Here is a 16,812-nt window from a genome sequence, read left to right as displayed (position 1 = left end):
ACGGGGGCACTTCCTGCGCGAGGCCGGTGAGGAGGTCGAGCGCCTCCTCCGCGGCGTCGAGCGCGGCCTCCCGTTCGAAGAGGCCGAAACCCAGGCGGGCCGCCCTGCCGTCCTGTCGTGCCACGTTCCACCCCCACACAGGGGGCGCACGCCCGGCGCACGGTCGGGGCGCCGGGGCGATCACCCCACGAAAGGTCCAGCGTACGCCGGAACGAGCCCCGTGTAACGGCATTCTCCCAAGCAGTTCGGGTGGTCTTCGGCCCGGCGGGCGGACCGAAGGCCCCGCAGGTCGGGGCGTGTTCGACGGACAGATGTACGAAGTCGGGTGCGGGGTGGGGGGCGCGTGTCGTCCTTGACCGTGACCCCCGGGCGGACTCCTCTATGACAGACGGTCAGATCATGATCGTCGCACGATCCTGATGAGGGGATGAGCCGAACTTGAGACCTCCCATTTTCCGCGCGCGGTCCTGGGCCGCCCGCTCGGTGTGTTCCCTCGCCCTGTGCGCCACCGCGCTGACCGCGCTGCCGGCCGTGGCGCCCGCCGTGGCGGGCCCCGCGGCCGCCGGGCCCACCGCGCCCGCGGCCCCGGCGGCGGGGGCGGCGGCCGCGGCGCCGTTCTCGGTGGGCGCGGCGCGGGCGGCCCTGGTACGGCTGCTGCCGAAGCACGCGCGCCAGTTCGAACTGGCCCTGGTCCCCCGCCCCGCCTCCGGCGACCGGTTCACCGTGTCGGGGTCGACGGGGCGGATCGTCGTCACGGGCACGACGCCCGCGGTGCTGCTGCGCGGGGTGCACTGGTACCTCTCCTACACGGCGGGCGTGGACCTCGGCGCGCCCGGGGACAGCGTCTCGGCCCTGCCGGACCGGCTGCCGGGCCCCGCCGGCACGGTCACCCGGTCGGCGTCGGTGCCGCACCGCTTCGCCCTCAACGACACGGACGACGGCTACTCGGGGGCGTACCGGGACTGGGACGCCTACGAACGGCAGATCGACCTCCTCGCCCTCCACGGGGTCAACGAGGTGTTCGTCCAGATGGGCGCGGAGGCGGCGTACCACGCGGCCTTCCAGGAGTTCGGCTACACGGGCGCCGAGCTGCGCGAGTGGATCCCGGGGCCCGCGCACCAGCCGTGGTGGCTCATGCAGAACATGGCCTCCTTCGGCGGCCCGGTGACCGAGCAGCTGATCGCCCGGCGGGCCGCGCTCGGCAAGCGGATCGTGGACCGGCTGCGGGAGCTGGGCATGACGCCCGTCCTCCCGGGATACTTCGGCACGGTGCCGCCGGGCTTCACGGAGCGCAACCCGACGGGCCGGGTGGTGCCGCAGGGCCGGTGGATCGGCTTCACGCGGCCGGACTGGCTCGATCCGCGCGGTCCGCTCTTCGCGCGCGTCGCCTCGGCGTTCTACCGGCACCAGGCGCGGCTGCTCGGCACCAGCACGATGTACAAGATGGACCTGCTCCACGAGGGCGGCAACGCCGGGGACGTACCGGTCGGCGAGGCCGCCGCGAAGGTCCTCGAAACCCTGGACGACGCCCGGCCGGGCGCGACCTGGGTGCTGCTCGGCTGGCAGCGCAACCCCAAGGCCGAGCTGCTCGCCGGCGTCGACACCTCACGGCTGCTCGTGGTGGACGGCCTCTCCGACCGGTACGACGGCCTGGACCGGGAGACCGCCTGGTCGGGGACGCCGTACGCCTACGGCACCATCCCCAACTTCGGCGGGCACACCACGATCGGCGCCAACACCTCGGTGTGGACCGACCGCTTCGAGGCGTGGCGGACGAAGCCGAACAGCGCGCTGAGGGGGATCGCCTTCCTTCCCGAGGCGACCGCCGCCAACCCGGTGGCCTTCAGCCTCTTCACCGAACTGGCCTGGCGGGACGCCCCGGTGGACCACGCCGACTGGTTCGCGCGGTACGCGGCCCGTCGCTACGGCGCCCCCGACCCGCACGCCGCCAAGGCGTGGGAGTGGCTGCGGCAGGGCCCGTACGGCACGAAGGCGAACGGCTGGAGCGAGTCCCAGGACAGCCTCTTCACGGCCCGGCCGAGCCTCACCGTGCGCACCTCGGCCTCGTGGGGGCCGAAGTCGATGCGGTACGACGCGGCGACCGTCGAGCGGGCGCTGACCGAGCTGTTGCAGGTGGCGCCGGAGCTGCGGACCACCGACGCGTACCGCTTCGACCTCGTCGACACGGCCCGGCAGGCGCTCACCAACCGCAGCCGGGTGCTGCTGCCCCGGATCAAGGCCGCGTACGAGGCGAAGGACCTGGCCGCGTTCCGCGCGCGGGCGGCGGAGTGGCGGGCCTCCATGACGCTGCTCGACGCCGTCCTCGCCACCGACCGGCGGTTCCTGCTCGGGCCGTGGCTGGAGAACGCCCGCTCGTGGGCGCGCTCCGACGCGGAGCGGGCCGTCCTGGAGTTCGACGCCCGCTCGCTGATCACGACCTGGGGCCACCGGGCGGGCAGCGAGGCCGGACTCCACGACTACGCCAACCGCGAGTGGTCGGGCCTCGTCTCGGGCTTCTACGCGCCCCGCTGGTCGGCCTACCTGGACTCGCTGGAGACCGCGCTGGTCACCGGGCGGACGCCGGCCGCGATCGACTGGTTCGCCTGGGAGAACGCCTGGAACCTGCGGCGGGACTCCTACCCGGTGACCCCCGAGGGCGACCCGGTGGCCCTGGCGACACGGGTGCGGGACGCCCTGCGCGCCTGACCGACCGGACGGCCCGTGCGGCCGGGCGCGCGGACCGCCCGGACCGCCTCGGCGTCCGGGCCGGCCTCAGCCGGCGGGCGGTTCGGCGCCCACCAGCCACATGGCGAAGAACCGGGCGCCACCGCCGTAGGCGTGGCCGAGGGCCCGGCGGGCGCCGTCCACCTGGTGCTCGCCGGCCTCCCCCCGTACCTGGAGGGCGGCCTCGGCGAAGCGGATCATGCCGGAGGCGCCGATCGGGTTGGCGGAGAGGACACCTCCGGAGGGGTTCACGGGCAGGTCGCCGTCGAGTTCGGTGACGCCGGACTCGGTGAGCTTCCAGCCCTCGCCCTCGGCGGCGAAGCCGAGGTTCTCCAGCCACATCGGCTCGTACCAGGAGAACGGCACGTACATCTCGACGGCGTCGATCTGCCGGCGCGGATCGGTGATCCCCGCCTGCCGGTAGACGTCGGCGGCGCAGTCGCGGCCCGCCCGCGGCGAGACGAAGTCCTTGCCCGCGAAGAGGGTCGGCTCGCTGCGCATGGCCCCGCCGTGCACCCACGCGGCGGGCCGCGGCGCCCGCTCCGCGCCCGCCCGGTCGCTGAGGACCATGGCGCAGGCGCCGTCGGAGGACGGGCAGGTCTCCGAGTACCGGATCGGGTCCCACAGCATCGGCGAGGCCTGCACCTTCTCCAGGGTGAGGTCGTGCTCGTGGAGGTGGGCGTACGGGTTCTTCAGCGCGTTGCGCCGGTCCTTGTACGCGACGAGGGAGCCGATCGCGTCGGGGGCGCCGGTGCGCCGCATGTAGGCGCGGACGTGCGGGGCGAAGAAGACGCCCGCGCCGGCGAGGAGGGGCTGCCGGAAGGGCACGGGCGGGGAGAGGCCCCACAGGGCGTTGGACTCGGACTGCTTCGCGAAGGCGAGGGTGAGGACGGTCCGGTGGACGCGGGCGGCGACCAGGTCGGCGGCGACGAGGGCCGTGGAGCCGCCGACGGAGTCGGCGGTGTGGACCCGGAGCATCGGCTTGCCGACGGCGCCGAGGGCGTCGGCGAGGTACAGCTCCGGCATCATGACGCCCTCGAAGAAGTCGGGCGCCTTCCCGATGCCGACGGCGTCGACGTCCGCCCAGGTCAGCTCGGCGTCGGCGAGGGCCCGGACGGCGGCCTCGCCCAGCGGGGTCACGTGCCGCTCGGCTACCACGACGGTCCCGCGAAGACGGCGGAGACCTTCTTCGAGCGCGACGGGGTGCGCTGGGTCCTCCTCGGGGGCATGGCCACGGTCGACGCGGACGGCGTGGTGACCGTCCTCGGCCGTGGCTCCCAGTGCATCGACACCGGCGGCGAGAAGGTCTGCCCGGAGGAGGTCGAGCAGGCCCTCAAGTCGCACCCCGACGTGTACGACGCGCTGGTCGCCGGCGTCCCGGACGCGACCTGGAGCAGCCACGTGGCCGCCGTCGTCCAGCAGCGGGGGGCACGGACCCGCTGGACCTGGCGGCCGTCCAGGACCACTGCCGCCGCCACCTCGCGGGCTACAGGGTGCCCCGCCGGCTCGTCCTCACCGACCGCGTCCAGCGCTCGCCGAGCGGCAAGGCGGACTACCGCTGGGCGAAGGCGGTCGCGGCGGAGGCGGACGCGGCCGGCTGACGGGGCGGTGCCGGGAGGGCGGCCACGGGAGGGTCCGGGCGCCGCGCGATACGGTGGAGGACCGTCTCCTCGCTGCTAAGGAACCGTTCCACCGTGCCCGACACCCGGGAATCCGCCCTGCGCGGCGACTGCGCGCAGTGCTTCGGTCTGTGCTGTGTGGCCCTGCCGTTCGCCAAGTCGGCCGACTTCGCCGTGGACAAGTCCGCCGGCGACCCCTGCCGCAACCTCCAGGACGACTTCCGGTGCGGGATCCACACCCGGCTGCGGCCCAGCGGTTTCCAGGGGTGCACGGTGTACGACTGCTTCGGCGCCGGTCAGCGGGTCTCCCAGGTGACCTTCGGCGGCGTGTCCTGGCGCGAGGCACCGGAGACCGCCCGGCAGATGTACGAGGTCTTCCCGGTGATGCGGCAGCTCCACGAGCTGCTGCGCTACCTCACGGAGGCCCTGGAGCGGCCCGCCGCCCGCCGGCTCCACGGCGAGCTGCGCACGGCGCTCGGCCGGGTCGAGGCGCTGACCGCGCTGCCGGCCGCCGAGCTGGAGAAGCTGGACGTCGGCCCGGTGCGGGCCGAGGTCAATCCGCTGCTGCTGCGGACCAGCGAGCTCGTCCGCACCACGGCGGGCGGCAAGCCGCGCGGCCGGCGGGGCGCGGACCTCATCGGCAAGCGACTGCGCGGCGCGCGGCTGCGGGGCATGGACCTGCGGGGCGCGCTGCTGATCGCCGCCGACCTGACGGACGCGGACCTCACCCTGGCGGACCTGATCGGCGCCGACCTGCGGGACGCGGACCTGTCCGGGGCGGTCCTGACGGGCGCCCTCTTCCTCACCCAGCCCCAGCTGAACTCGGCACGCGGCGACGCGAAGACCGTCCTCCCGGAGGGCTTCGACCGCCCGGCCCACTGGACGGCGAGCTGAGCCGCCCGGCGTCCACCCGGGGCGCGTGTCCACCAGGGCACGGTGGCGGCGCCCGAGGGCCTGTCGGCCGGCTCGGAAAGGCCGTCCCGGCCGACGCGGACACGGCGGTCGGCGCGGTCCGTGCGGTGATCGCGCCGGGCCGCGCGGCCCTGGCGGTGACCACCCTCCACAGGGCGTCCTGACACGGCGCCTCGGCCCGCGAGCGCCTCAGGCGTGCACGTACGGGGTGGTCGTGGTGAGCGGCACGAAGCCGAGGCGCTGGAAGATGGGGCGGCTGGTGGGGGCGGCGTCGACCTGGAGCCAGCGGTGGCCGTGGGCGGCGGCGACGCGGGCGCGGTGGGCGACGAGGGCGCGGTAGAGGCCCCGGCCCCGCCACTCCTCGACGGTGCCGCCGCCCCACAGGCCGGCGAAGTCGGTGCCCGGGTAGAGCTCCAGGCGGGCCGCGCTCACCGGGACCCCGTCCGCGAGGGCGAGGACGGCGGTGACGGTGCCGGGGTCGGCGGCGAGCCGGTCCAGGAGGCGCCGGCCCAGGTCGGAGCTGTCGGTGCCGAAGGCCCGTTCGTGGACCTCGACGACCTGGCGCACGCCCTCCGGGTCGGTGACGCCGCGGAGTTCGACGCCGTCCGGCAGGTCGACCGGGCCGGCCTGCGCGGACGCCTCCGCGACGAGCAGCGTCTCCGGTTCCTCCGCCTCGAAGCCGGCGGCCAGGAGCCGTGCGCCGAGGTCGGCGGGCCCGTCGTGGCCGTACAGCTTCCACTCGAAGGGGACGCCCTCCGCGCGGTAGTGGGCGAGCTGGGCGGCGACGGCCGCGTCGGCGGTCCCGTCGTCGAGCCCGGACCAGAGGACGCCGTTCCAGGCGTGGGCCGGTCCGGTCTGGCGGACGACGGGGCCGGCGCGCTCGATCCGGCAGCCGGGGCCGTCGGGCCGCGCCGCCCGCCGCAGCTGGTCGTCGTACAGGGCGAGGAGGTCGTGTGCGGGGTTCATCGCGGCCATTCAAGGGCGTGGCCCGGTGGCGGGCAACGCCTTTTCCGGTGCCGGCCCGTCGCCGCCGGCCGGCCGCTCAGTCGCCTCCCTCGTGCCGCAGCGGGGTGATCTGGTCGATGTCGTAGTGGACGCGGAGCCGTGCGATGGCGGCGTGGTCGACCTCGCGGCCCTCGCCCGCCTCCGCGAGGATCTCCATCAGCTCCTCGAAGTAGCGCTCGTGGTCGGGCGGCGGGGACGCCTGGAAGAGCATGCGGGCCGGGGCGCCCGTCGGGTTGGCGAAGGCGTGCGGGCAGCCGGGCGGCACGAGGATCAGGGTGCCCGGGGTGGCCCGCACCACCCGCTCCCCCGAGGCCGACTCCCACTCCCGCCAGGTGTCCCGGGTGCGGACGAGCGGTTCGAAGGCGAGGACGTCGAGTTCGCCGTCGAGGAGGTAGAACAACTCCTCGCTGCGGCCGTGGGCGTGGGCGCCGACGTCGAAGCCGGGCGGGACGACGACCTCGAAGGTGGAGGCCGTGCGGGAGTGCTCGCCGGTCACCTTGAAGGTGACGTGCTGGGCGGCGGTGGCGAGGGTCCGGCCGTGTCCGGGCGGGACGACGAGGCCGCCGGCGGCTCCGATGGCGGTGGCGGTCACGGGGGCGCTCCTTCCGTCACCAGGTCACGGGCAGGGCCTCGGGGCCCCGGATGAGCGCGCCGCGCTGCCAGCGGAGCTCCTCCTCGGGGACGGCGAGCCGCAGGCCGGGGAAGCGGGTCCACAGGGAGCCGAGGAGGATCTCGGACTCCATGCGGGCGAGGGTGGCGCCGGGGCAGTAGTGCGGGCCGTGGCCGAAGGCGACGTGCGGGTTGTGGGCGCGGTCGAAGTCGAGCCGGTCGGGCTCGGCGAAGACCTCCGGGTCGCGGTTGGCCGTCAGGTACGAGACGTAGACGGGGTCGCCGGCCGGGATGCGGACCCCGCCGACCTCGACGTCCTCCATGGCGATCCGGGAGAGGCCGACGGCGTTGCGGTGCGGGATGTACCGCAGCAGTTCGTCGACGGCCCGCGGGATCAGCTCGGGCTCGGCGCGGAGTCTGGCCAGGTGCTCGGGGTGGGTGAGGAGCGCGAAGACCATGTTGGCGCTGTTGTTGCGGACGGCGTGGGCGCCGCCGATCTGGATGAGGACGGCGAGGCCGACGGCCTCCTCCTCGGTGAGGGTGCCGTCGGCGACGGCCTCGGCGAGGACGGCCGCGAGCTGGTCGCTGTCGGTGGCGTGGTCGCCGGCGATGAGGTCGGTGAAGTAGCGGCCCATCTCGTCCTTGGCCCGTTCGCTGGCCTCCCGTCCCGCGCCGGCCGAGATGATGGTGTCGGACCAGTGGGCCATGAGGGCGTGGTCGGTGCCGGGGACGCCCATGAGTTCGCTGACCATGGCGAGCGGGAAGGGCCGGTTGAGCGCCTCCATGAGGTCGACGGGCGGGCCCTGCTCCGCCATCCGGTCGAGCAGGCCGTCCATGACGGTCTGGGCGTGGTCGCGCAGCGAGCGCAGCGCGCGGGCGCTGAAGGCGCGGGCGACGACGCGGCGCATCCGGGTGTGGTCCGGCGGGTCGGCGAAGCCGACGGCGTCGGCCATGGGGATGAAGTGGGGGGCGAGGCGGGTGACCTGGCGGCCCCAGACGGCCTGCCGGCTGAAGCGGGGGTCGACGGTGACGAACTTGACGTCGTCGTAGCGGGTGACGAGCCAGGCGTGGCCCTCGCCGTGCGGGAGCCGGACGCGGGTGACCGGGTCCTCGTGGAGGAGCTTGGCGAGCATCGGGTCGAAGTCGAGCCCGGTGAGGTCGGGGACGGCCCAGAAGTGCACCTGGGGGGTGTCGGCGGTGCCGGGGGCGGTGGTGGTCACGGCGTCACCCCGGCGGGGGCGGGCGGGGGCGGTACGGGCATGGCGGTCGCTTTCGTCCGGGCGCGCGGGCGGGCCCGCCGGGCCTGGCGCGGCCGGCGGGGTGCGGGGCCGCGGGGCCCCGGCTGGTCCCACGGGTCCCCGGGGCCCCCGGCCCGTATGCGTACGCCCGCGGGAACCCACCCCATGGGGTGATGGCGGCACGCCCACTCGCCGACGCCGGGCGGCGCGGGGCGGCGCCCCCGGCCGTGCGGAAAAGTGGCGTCGTACCCTTGCCAAACCCCTCCCCGGGGACGTTTTACTGGCCCCCACACGTATCTACCGAATGATCGGTCGTCCGTTTTCGCGTGGGTGCGCGCGCCGGACGGCCGGGCGAGCGCGGAGGGGTGGCGGCACATGAAGGAACTGCCGGACGGCGGCGAACGGCTCGGGCGCGAGGAACTGGCGGCGCTCCAGCTGGAGCGGCTGCGGGCCACGCTGCGGCACGCGTACGCGCACGTGGACTTCCACCGCCGGGCCTTCGACGCGGCCGGGGTGCATCCGGACGACTGCCGCTCCCTCGCCGACCTGGCCCGCTTCCCCTTCACCACCAAGGCGGACCTGCGCGACCACTACCCCTTCGGGATGTTCGCCGTCGACCGGTCGCGGATCCGCCGGATCCACGCCTCCAGCGGCACCACCGGCCTGCCGACGGTGGTCGGCTACACGGAGGGCGACCTGGACGTGTGGGCCGAGGTGGTGGCGCGCTCGCTGCGCGCGGCCGGCGCCCGGCCCGGTCACCGGGTCCATGTGGCGTACGGCTACGGGCTGTTCACCGGCGGGCTCGGCGCGCACTACGGCGCGGAGCGCCTCGGCTGCACGGTGATCCCGGCCTCCGGCGGCATGACGGCCCGCCAGGTCCGGCTGATCCAGGACTTCGAGCCCGAGATCATCATGGTGACGCCCAGTTACATGCTCACGCTGCTCGACGAGTTCGAGCGCCAGGGCGTGGATCCGCGCTCGACCTCGTTGAAGGTGGGCGTCTTCGGGGCGGAGCCGTGGACGGAGGCGATGCGCGCGGAGATCGAGGAGCGGTTCGCCATCGACGCGGTCGACATCTACGGCCTGTCGGAGGTGATGGGGCCGGGCGTGGCGCAGGAGTGCGTGGAGACGAAGGACGGGCTCCACATCTGGGAGGACCACTTCTATCCCGAGATCGTGGACCCGGTCACCGGCGAGGTGCTCCCGGACGGCGAGGAGGGCGAACTGGTCTTCACCTCGCTCACCAAGGAGGCCATGCCGGTCGTCCGCTACCGCACCCGGGACCTGACCCGGCTGCTCCCCGGCACCGCGCGGCCCGCGTTCCGGCGGATGGAGAAGGTGACCGGCCGCAGCGACGACATGATCATCCTGCGCGGGGTGAACCTCTTCCCCACCCAGATCGAGGAGATCGTGCTCCGGACCCCCGCCGTCGCCCCGCACTTCCAGCTCCGCCTGACCCGCGAGGGCCGCCTCGACGCCCTCACCGTGCGCGCCGAGGCCCGCGCCGACGCGACGCCCGAGGCCCGCGCGGAGGCGGCCCGGGCGATCGCGACGGCGGTGAAGGACGGCATCGGCGTCTCGGTCGGGGTCGAGGTGGTCGACCCCGAGGCGCTGGAGCGGTCGGTCGGCAAGCTGAAGCGGATCGTGGACCTGCGGAAGGACTGAACGACCCGTCCCGGACGGCCACCGGATACCCACTTTTTTGTGGGTACTTGTCGCCGTCCGGGCTCCGGGAGAGAGTGGGGACGTCCACAGGGACGGCGCCTCACGGATCCGGAGGGAGTGAGTCAGGAGGCGGCCCGTCGCGCCTCGGCCAGCCAGTCGAGGTGTCCGTGGCCCCAGTCGGACAGCGGGGCCAGCACCCGCGAGAGCGCGAGACCCTGCTCGGTCAGCGAGTAGACGGTCTTGAGCGGCACGACATCGTGCGTCTCGCGGTGCACGATCCCGTCCTCCTCCATCTCGCGCAGGGCCTGGGTCAGCACCTTCTCGCTGAGCCGCGGCACCTTCCGGCGCAGTTCGCCGGGCCGGTGCGGCCCCGATTCGAGCAGCCACAGCAGCGTGGTCTTCCACTTGCCGTCGATCACCGAGATCGCGGCGGCCACGCCGCAGATCCCCTCGTGGTCGTCGAGACCGATGCGCGCCATCTCGTCCCTCTCGCATTCGTGCGCGGCCGGCCTGCCGCGCCGCGTCGCCCCACCCCACCTTATTCCGTTTTCACGCACAGGAGTTCCCGCATGTCCGCCACCCCGGAATCCACCCCCCAGCAGTCCGCCGTCACCGTCCTCGGGCTCGGCCCGATGGGTCGCGCCCTGGCCGGCGCCTTCCTCGCGGGCGGAGTCCGCACCACGGTGTGGAACCGCACGCCCGGCCGGGAAGGCGACCTGGTCGAGCGCGGCGCCACCGTCGCGGCCAGCGCCGCCGAAGCGGTCGCGGCGAGCCCGGTGACCGTGATCTGCATGGTCAACTACGACGCCACGGACGCGGTGCTGCGGCAGGACGCGGTCACGGACGCCCTCAAGGGCCGCGTCCTGGTCAACCTCTCCGCCGACACCCCCGGCCGCGCCCGGGACACCGGGGCGTGGGCCGGCGAGCACGGCATCCAGTACCTCGACGGCGCCATCATGACGCCGGCCGTCACGATCGGCTCGCCCGCCGGCGTGTTCCTCTTCAGCGGCCCGTCCGACACGTACGGGGAGCACCGCGCGGTCCTCGACGCGCTCGGCGGCACCCACACCCACCTCGGCGACGAGGTCTCCCGCGCGGCGGCCTTCGACATCGCGCTCCTCGACATCTTCTGGACCTCGATGGCCGGGTACGTGCACGCCCTCGCCCTCGCGGACGCGGAGGGCATCACCCCGCGCGAGCTGGCCCCGTTCGCGGTGGGCATCGCGCAGATCCTGCCGCCGCTGTTCGAGGAGCTCGCCGGTGACGTGCAGGACGGCACGTACTCCGGTGCGATCAACCCGGTGACGTCGGCGGTGTCGACGATGGCGCACATCGTGCACGCCGCCGAGGACCACGCCATCGACTCGGGCGTGATGCGCGCCGTCGAGGGCCTCGCCCGCCGCACCGTGGCGCTCGGCCACGGCACGGACGGCTTCTCCCGCGCCGCCGAGGTGCTGCGCCGGCGCTGAGCCCGGCCGGTCAGGTCCCCGCGTACCGGTCGCGCAGCTCCCGCTTGAGGATCTTGCCGCTGGCGTTGCGGGGCAGGGCGTCGACGAAGACGATCCGCTTGGGGGCCTTGAAGGAGGAGAGGCGGTCGCGGGCGTGGGCGAGGAGTTCCGCTTCGGTGACCTCGCCGCGCGGGACGACCACGGCGGTGACCGCCTCGATCCAGCGGTCGTCGGGAAGGCCGATCACGGCCGTCTCGGCGACCGCCGGGTGCGTGTAGAGGGCGTCCTCGACCTGGCGGGAGGCGACCAGCACCCCGCCGGAGTTGATGACGTCCTTCACCCGGTCGACGATGGTCAGATAGCCCTCGGCGTCGCGGACCGCGAGGTCGCCGGAGCGGAACCAGCCGTCGCGGAAGGCCGCGGCGGTCTCCTCGGGCTTGGCCCAGTAGCCCTCGCAGAGCTGCGGGGAGCGGTAGACGATCTCGCCGGGGGTGCCGTCGGGGACGTCCGCGCCGTCCTCGTCGACGACCCTGGCCTCGACGTGCCGGACGGGCCGGCCGCAGGAGTCCATCCGGCCCTCGTGCTCGTCGGGTCCGAGGACGGTGGCGAGCGGGCCGATCTCCGACTGGCCGAAGCAGTTGAAGAAGGCCAGGCCGGGGAGGTGCCCGCGCAACCGTTCCAGGACGGGCACGGGCATGATCGAGGCGCCGTAGTAGGCCTTGCGCAGCGCGGACAGCTCCCGCTTCTCGAAGCCCGGGTGGCCGGCGAGCGCGATCCACACGGTCGGCGGGGCGAAGAGGCTGTCCGCGCGGCCCGCCTCGACGAGCCCGAACAGGGTCTCCGGGTCGGGCCCTTCGAGGAGGGTGTTCTCCGCGCCGACCGCCAGGTACGGCAGCAGGAAGACGTGCGACTGGGCCGAGTGGTAGAGCGGCAGCGCGTGCACGGGCAGGTCGTCCTCGGCGAGGCCGAGCGCCTCGATCGCGCTCTCGTACTCGTGGACGAGCGCCCGGTGGGTCATCATCGCGCCCTTGGGCAGGGCCGTGGTGCCCGAGGTGTAGAGCAGCTGCACGAGGTCACGGGGGTCGCTGTCGGAGTCGTACGGCTCCGGTGCCGCGAGCGCGTCGAGGAGCGAGCCCGGCGCGTCCCGCAGCGCCCTGACCCGCACGCCGGCGGGGATCCGGTCGGCGAGCCCGGGATCGGCGAGGACGAGGGAGCTCCCGGACTGGTCCAGGAGGTAGCCGAGGTCGTCGCCGGTCAGGTGGTGGTTCACGGGGACGTGGACGAGGCCGGCGCGGGCGCAGGCCAGGAAGGCGATCAGGTACGCGTCGGAGTTGTGGCCGTACGTGGCGACCCGGGCGCCCGGCACCAGACCCGGCTCGCGGCGCAGCACGGCGGCGGCGGTGGAGACGGCGGCGTCCAGCTCGGCGTAGGTCCAGGCGCGGTCCGCGCAGCGCAGTGCGGTCCGGTCGGGGACGCGTTCGGCGCTGGCGCTCAGCACGCCGTCGACGGTGCGGGTGAGGAGTCCTCGTTCCATGGCTGGATCCTCGGCGCGGCGGTGCGGCGGGTCAAGTACCGCGCCGCGAAGGCGAGCTGAGCCCGCGCCTCCCCGCCTCGGATACCGAACGGGATGTTGACAGGGCGGCCGCTTGCTGACTGGATGTCCCAACCGGCTCCGGCCACCGGCCCGTTGGGAGGCACCCTTGCGCAACCTCAGCTTCGTCGACCGCCGTTCCCGGGGGCGTCTGGCGCTGGTGGGCGCCGCGCTCGCCGCCGTCACCGCGGGCCTGCTGCCCGCGACGGCGGCGGCCGGTCCGGGCGGGCGGGGCGGCGAGCACCGGCCGTCCGACCGGGGGCTGAGCGCCGTCATCCGGTACACCGAGTACGGCGTGCCGCACATCCTCGCCGACGGCTACGCCGACCTGGGCTTCGGCACGGGCTGGGCGCAGGCCGCCGACCAGGTGTGCGTGCTCGCCGACGGCTTCGTGACCGTGAACGGCGAGCGCTCCCGCCACTTCGGGGCCTCCGGCACGCCGGACGGCTCGCTCTCCTCCGCGACCTCGAACCTCTCCAGCGACCTGTACTTCCGGGGCGTCCAGGAGGCCGGCACGGTCGAGGAGCTGCTGCGCACCCCGGCCCCCGCGGGTCCGAGCCGTGAGCTGAAGGAGCTGATGCGCGGGTGGGCGGCCGGGTACAACGCCTGGCTGCGGAAGAACCGGATCACCGATCCGGCGTGCGCGGGCGCCGCCTGGGTCCGGCCGGTGACGGCCCTGGACGTGGCCCGGCGCGGTTTCGCCGTCTCGGTGCTCGGGGGTCAGGGCCGGGCGGTCGACGGCATCGCGGCGGCCCGCCCGCCGGCGGCGCCCGCCGCGAGGACGCGGGAGGGGGAGGTCGACCCGGAGCGCACGGCGGAGGCGGCGCGGGCCCTGTTCGCTCCGGAGAACGCCACCATGGGGTCGAACGCGGTCGCGTTCTCGGGCGCGACGACGGCGAACGGGCGGGGGCTGCTGCTCGGCAACCCGCACTACCCGTGGCAGGGCGGCCGCCGCTTCTGGCAGTCGCAGCAGACCATCCCCGGCGAGCTGAACGTCTCCGGCGCCTCGCTGCTCGGCACGACCGTCGTCAACATCGGCTTCAACGACAAGGTGGCCTGGAGCCACACCGTCGCCACGGGTGTGCCGATGAACCTCCACCAGCTGACGCTCGTGCCGGGCGACCCGACCGCCTACCTGGTGGACGGGAAGCCGGAGCGGATGACCGCGCGGACGGTGACGGTGGCGGACCGGGACGGCACGCCGGTGACCCGTACTCAGTGGTGGACCCGGTACGGCCCGGTCACCAGCGGGCTCGGCGCGAGCCTGCCGCTGCCGTGGACGGAGACCACCGCGTACGCGCTCAACGACCCGAACGCCGCGAACCTGCGCGGCTCCGACACCGCGCTCGGCTTCGCCAGGGCCCGCTCGACCCGGGACGTCGCCGAGACGCTGCGCCGCACCCAGGGCCTGCCGTGGGTGAACACGATCGCCGCGGACTCCTCCGGGCACAGCTGGTTCGGACAGTCGCAGGTGCTGCCCCGGATCACCGACGAGCTGGCGGAGCGCTGCTCCACCCCGCTCGGCCGGGTCGTCTACCCGGCGTCGGGCGTCGCCGTCCTCGACGGCTCGCGGACGGAGTGCGCGCTCGGCTCGGACCGGGACGCGGTGCAGCCCGGGATCTTCGGGCCGTCGCGGATGCCGGTGCTCCGGGACGCGCCGTACGCGGTGAACTCCAACGACAGCGCCTGGCTGACCAACGCGGAGCGCCCGCTGACCGGGTACGAGCGGGTCTTCGGGACGCTCGCGACGCCGCGTTCGCTGCGGACCCGGGGCGGGATCGAGGACGTGGCGGGGATGGCGGCGCGGGGCCGGCTGACCGTGGCGGACCTCCAGCGGCAGCAGTTCGCGAACCGGGTGCCGGCCGCGGACCTGGCGGCGGCGGACGTGGTCGCGGCCTGCCCCGCGGCGCTGCCGGCGGAACCGGAGGCGTGCCGGGTGCTCGCGGCCTGGGACCGCACGATGGACTCGGACAGCCGGGGCGCGCTGCTCTTCGACCGGTTCTGGCGGAAGTTCACGGCCGCGGTGCCGGCGGCCCGGCAGTGGAAGGTGCCGTTCTCGGCGGCGGACCCGGTACGGACCCCGCGCGGGCTGAACACGGGCGCGGCCGGTTTCGCGACGGCCCTGGCGGACGCGGTGGCGGAGCTGCGTACGGCGGGGATCGCGCTGGACGCGCCGCTGCGCGACCACCAGTTCGTCGTCCGCGGCGGGGAGCGGATCCCGGTGAGCGGGGGGACGGAGTCGCTGGGCGTCTGGAACAAGACGGAGGCGGTGTGGAACGCGGCGGGCGGCGGCTACGTCGAGGTCGCGCACGGCACGAGCCACGTGCAGGCGGTCGGCTGGGACGGCGGGCGCTGCCCGGTGGCCCGCACCCTGCTCACGTACTCCCAGTCCTCGAACCCCGCCTCGCCGCACCACGCCGACCAGACGAAGCTGTACGCGGGCGAGCGCTGGGTGACCTCCCGGTTCTGCGAGAGGGACATCCTGCGCTCGCCCGCGCTGAAGGTGGTGCGGGTCAGGGACTGAACGACAGGAAGACGAAGGCGGCGAAGATCGCGAGGTGGACGCCGCCCTGGAGGAGCGTGGCCCGTCCGGGCACCACGGTCAGGGCGCTCACCACACCGGTGAGGGCGAGCAGGACCAGGTGGAGGGGGCCCAGGCCGAGCACCAGGGGCCCGGACAGCCAGATGGAGGCGAGCGCGATCGCCGGGATGGTGAGGCCGATGCTGGCGATCGCGGAACCGTAGGCGAGGTTGAGGCTGGTCTGCACGCGGTCGCGGCGGGCGGCGCGCACGGCGGCGAGCGTCTCGGGCAGCAGGACCATGAGGGCGATGACGACACCGACGACGGCCTTGGGCAGGCCGGCGGACTGGACGCCGTCCTCGATGGTCGGGGAGATCACCTTGGCGTTGCCGACGACGGCGACCAGCGCGACGAGGAGCAGGCCGAGGCTGGCGACGGTGACGGCCTTGGTCGGCGGCTCGGCGTGCTCCTCCTCCGAGCTCTCCTTGCCCTCGACGGGGACGGGGAGGAAGTAGTCGCGGTGCCGGACGGTCTGTACGGCGACGAAGACGCCGTACAGCGCGATCGAGGCGATCGCGGCGAAGGCGAGCTGCGCGCCGGAGAACTCGGGGCCCTGGTGGCTGGTGGTGAAGGTGGGGAGCACCAGGGTCATCGTGGCGAGGGTGCAGACGGTGGCGAGCGCGCCGCCGGAGCCCTCGGCGTTGAAGACCGCGACCCGGTTGCGGAGCGCGGCGACGAGGAGCGCGAGCCCGACGATGCCGTTGCAGGTGATCATGACGGCGGCGAAGACCGTGTCGCGGGCGTAGGTGGCGGTCTTCTCGCCGCCTCCGGCCATGAGGCTGACGATGAGTCCGACCTCGATGACGGTGACGGCGACGGCGAGGACGAGCGAGCCGAAGGGTTCGCCGACCCGGTGGGCGATCACCTCGGCGTGGTGGACGGCGGCGAGGACCGCGGCGGCGAGGCAGAGCGCGACGAGGCCCACGGCGAGGCCCGGTAGGTCGCGCCCCCAGGCGAAGACCAGCGCAAGCAGGGCCACCACCGGCCCCCACGTGGTCCACTCCCGGGTCAACGCCTTGGTGCTCGAGGTCATCATCCTCTTCCTGCCCTAGGAGGCCGTGGCACCCGCCGTGGGAGGCCGCGGCCCGTTTCCGTCATTGTTCTGCGTCGGCCGGACCGTGCTCGTACGCGGCGGGGGTGTCGATGAACATCCGCCGTTCGGCCGGTCCCAGGGGGCCGGGGCCGCCCGCCGGGCGTCGGCGCCGCGGCCGAGCCGGCCGTCGACGGCGTCGCGGCGCTCCTCCGCGATCGACACGGTCTTCCGCCGGCGGTCGGCGGGAGCCTCGCGCCGCTCCAGGATCCCCTTCTTCGCGGGGTCCCCCGCCATCAGGCCGACGGTGGCGGGCGCGGCCCCCGGCCGCGCGGCCGGTTCGTCGCCAAGGGATCTGTCGTGATCGATGTTGCTGGAGGGCACGGTCGT

At 74.6% G+C, this 16,812-nt stretch carries 12 protein-coding genes and 1 pseudogene; 6 read left to right on the top strand and 7 right to left on the bottom strand.

What is annotated here, in order from left to right:
- Positions 1–438 precede the first annotated feature (438 nt).
- Complete coding sequence (locus tag IE245_RS09460; protein ID WP_229851172.1) at positions 439–2,706, top strand: alpha-N-acetylglucosaminidase; 2,268 nt, start codon at positions 439–441, stop codon at positions 2,704–2,706.
- A gap of 66 nt (positions 2,707–2,772) precedes the next feature.
- Here IE245_RS09460 and IE245_RS09455 read toward each other — a convergent pair whose 3' ends face one another.
- The gene (locus tag IE245_RS09455; protein WP_189946312.1) at positions 2,773–3,882 is read right to left on the bottom strand and encodes a thiolase family protein; all 1,110 of its coding nucleotides are present in this window, start codon (positions 3,880–3,882) and stop codon (positions 2,773–2,775) included.
- Between IE245_RS09455 and IE245_RS09450 the strand changes: the two are divergent.
- Positions 3,832–4,325, top strand: a pseudogene (locus tag IE245_RS09450) (AMP-binding enzyme); the annotation flags it as partial. The gene IE245_RS09455 and the pseudogene IE245_RS09450 sit on opposite strands and share 51 nt — an antisense overlap.
- Positions 4,326–4,418: 93 nt before the next feature.
- Positions 4,419–5,237 (top strand): pentapeptide repeat-containing protein, encoded by an 819-nt coding sequence (locus IE245_RS09445; RefSeq protein WP_229851170.1) that lies wholly within the window; start codon positions 4,419–4,421, stop codon positions 5,235–5,237.
- Positions 5,238–5,444: 207 nt separating this feature from the next.
- Here IE245_RS09445 and IE245_RS09440 read toward each other — a convergent pair whose 3' ends face one another.
- From IE245_RS09440 to IE245_RS09430, 3 genes are all read right to left on the bottom strand, one after another.
- Positions 5,445–6,221 carry a GNAT family N-acetyltransferase gene (locus tag IE245_RS09440; RefSeq protein WP_189946311.1) on the bottom strand — a complete coding sequence of 259 codons (777 nt, stop codon included), beginning with the start codon at positions 6,219–6,221 and terminating at the stop codon, positions 5,445–5,447.
- Between the two features lie 76 nt (positions 6,222–6,297).
- Complete coding sequence (locus IE245_RS09435; RefSeq protein ID WP_189946399.1) at positions 6,298–6,837, bottom strand: cupin domain-containing protein; 540 nt, start codon at positions 6,835–6,837, stop codon at positions 6,298–6,300.
- Between the two features lie 31 nt (positions 6,838–6,868).
- Positions 6,869–8,089, bottom strand: coding sequence for a cytochrome P450 (locus tag IE245_RS09430; RefSeq protein WP_229851169.1), 1,221 nt, complete (start codon positions 8,087–8,089; stop codon positions 6,869–6,871).
- A 393-nt stretch (positions 8,090–8,482) separates the two neighbouring features.
- Between IE245_RS09430 and paaK the strand changes: the two genes are divergently transcribed.
- Positions 8,483–9,772: a phenylacetate--CoA ligase PaaK gene (gene paaK / locus IE245_RS09425; protein WP_189946310.1), complete on the top strand. Its 1,290-nt coding sequence runs from the start codon at positions 8,483–8,485 to the stop codon at positions 9,770–9,772.
- A gap of 122 nt (positions 9,773–9,894) precedes the next feature.
- Here the strand turns inward: paaK and IE245_RS09420 are convergent, their stop codons facing one another.
- Positions 9,895–10,251 carry a winged helix-turn-helix transcriptional regulator gene (locus IE245_RS09420; RefSeq protein ID WP_169094620.1) on the bottom strand — a complete coding sequence of 119 codons (357 nt, stop codon included), beginning with the start codon at positions 10,249–10,251 and terminating at the stop codon, positions 9,895–9,897.
- Between the two features lie 90 nt (positions 10,252–10,341).
- On the opposite strand from IE245_RS09420, the gene IE245_RS09415 reads away from it, so the two are divergent.
- Positions 10,342–11,241, top strand: a complete 900-nt coding sequence (locus IE245_RS09415) for an NAD(P)-dependent oxidoreductase (protein WP_189946309.1) — start codon at positions 10,342–10,344, stop codon at positions 11,239–11,241.
- A gap of 10 nt (positions 11,242–11,251) precedes the next feature.
- Here IE245_RS09415 and IE245_RS09410 read toward each other — a convergent pair whose 3' ends face one another.
- Entirely contained in the window at positions 11,252–12,754 is a 1,503-nt protein-coding gene (locus IE245_RS09410) for a fatty acyl-CoA synthetase (RefSeq protein ID WP_189946308.1), read from the bottom strand.
- 166 nt (positions 12,755–12,920) lie between these two features.
- On the opposite strand from IE245_RS09410, the gene IE245_RS09405 reads away from it, so the two are divergent.
- A complete protein-coding gene (locus IE245_RS09405) occupies positions 12,921–15,335 on the top strand; it encodes a penicillin acylase family protein (protein WP_229851168.1) in 2,415 nt (804 codons plus the stop codon).
- On the opposite strand, the gene IE245_RS09400 is transcribed toward IE245_RS09405, so the two are convergent.
- Positions 15,325–16,425, bottom strand: coding sequence for a calcium:cation antiporter (locus tag IE245_RS09400; RefSeq protein ID WP_189946307.1), 1,101 nt, complete (start codon positions 16,423–16,425; stop codon positions 15,325–15,327). The genes IE245_RS09405 and IE245_RS09400 overlap by 11 nt on opposite strands.
- Positions 16,426–16,812: the final 387 nt, after the last annotated feature.

Origin of the sequence: Streptomyces roseolus (genome assembly GCF_014649855.1) — a bacterium.
Classification (GTDB): domain Bacteria; phylum Actinomycetota; class Actinomycetes; order Streptomycetales; family Streptomycetaceae; genus Streptomyces; species Streptomyces roseolus.
Note: the sequence above shows the minus strand (reverse complement) of the source record. Positions and strands in the feature narration are given on the sequence as shown.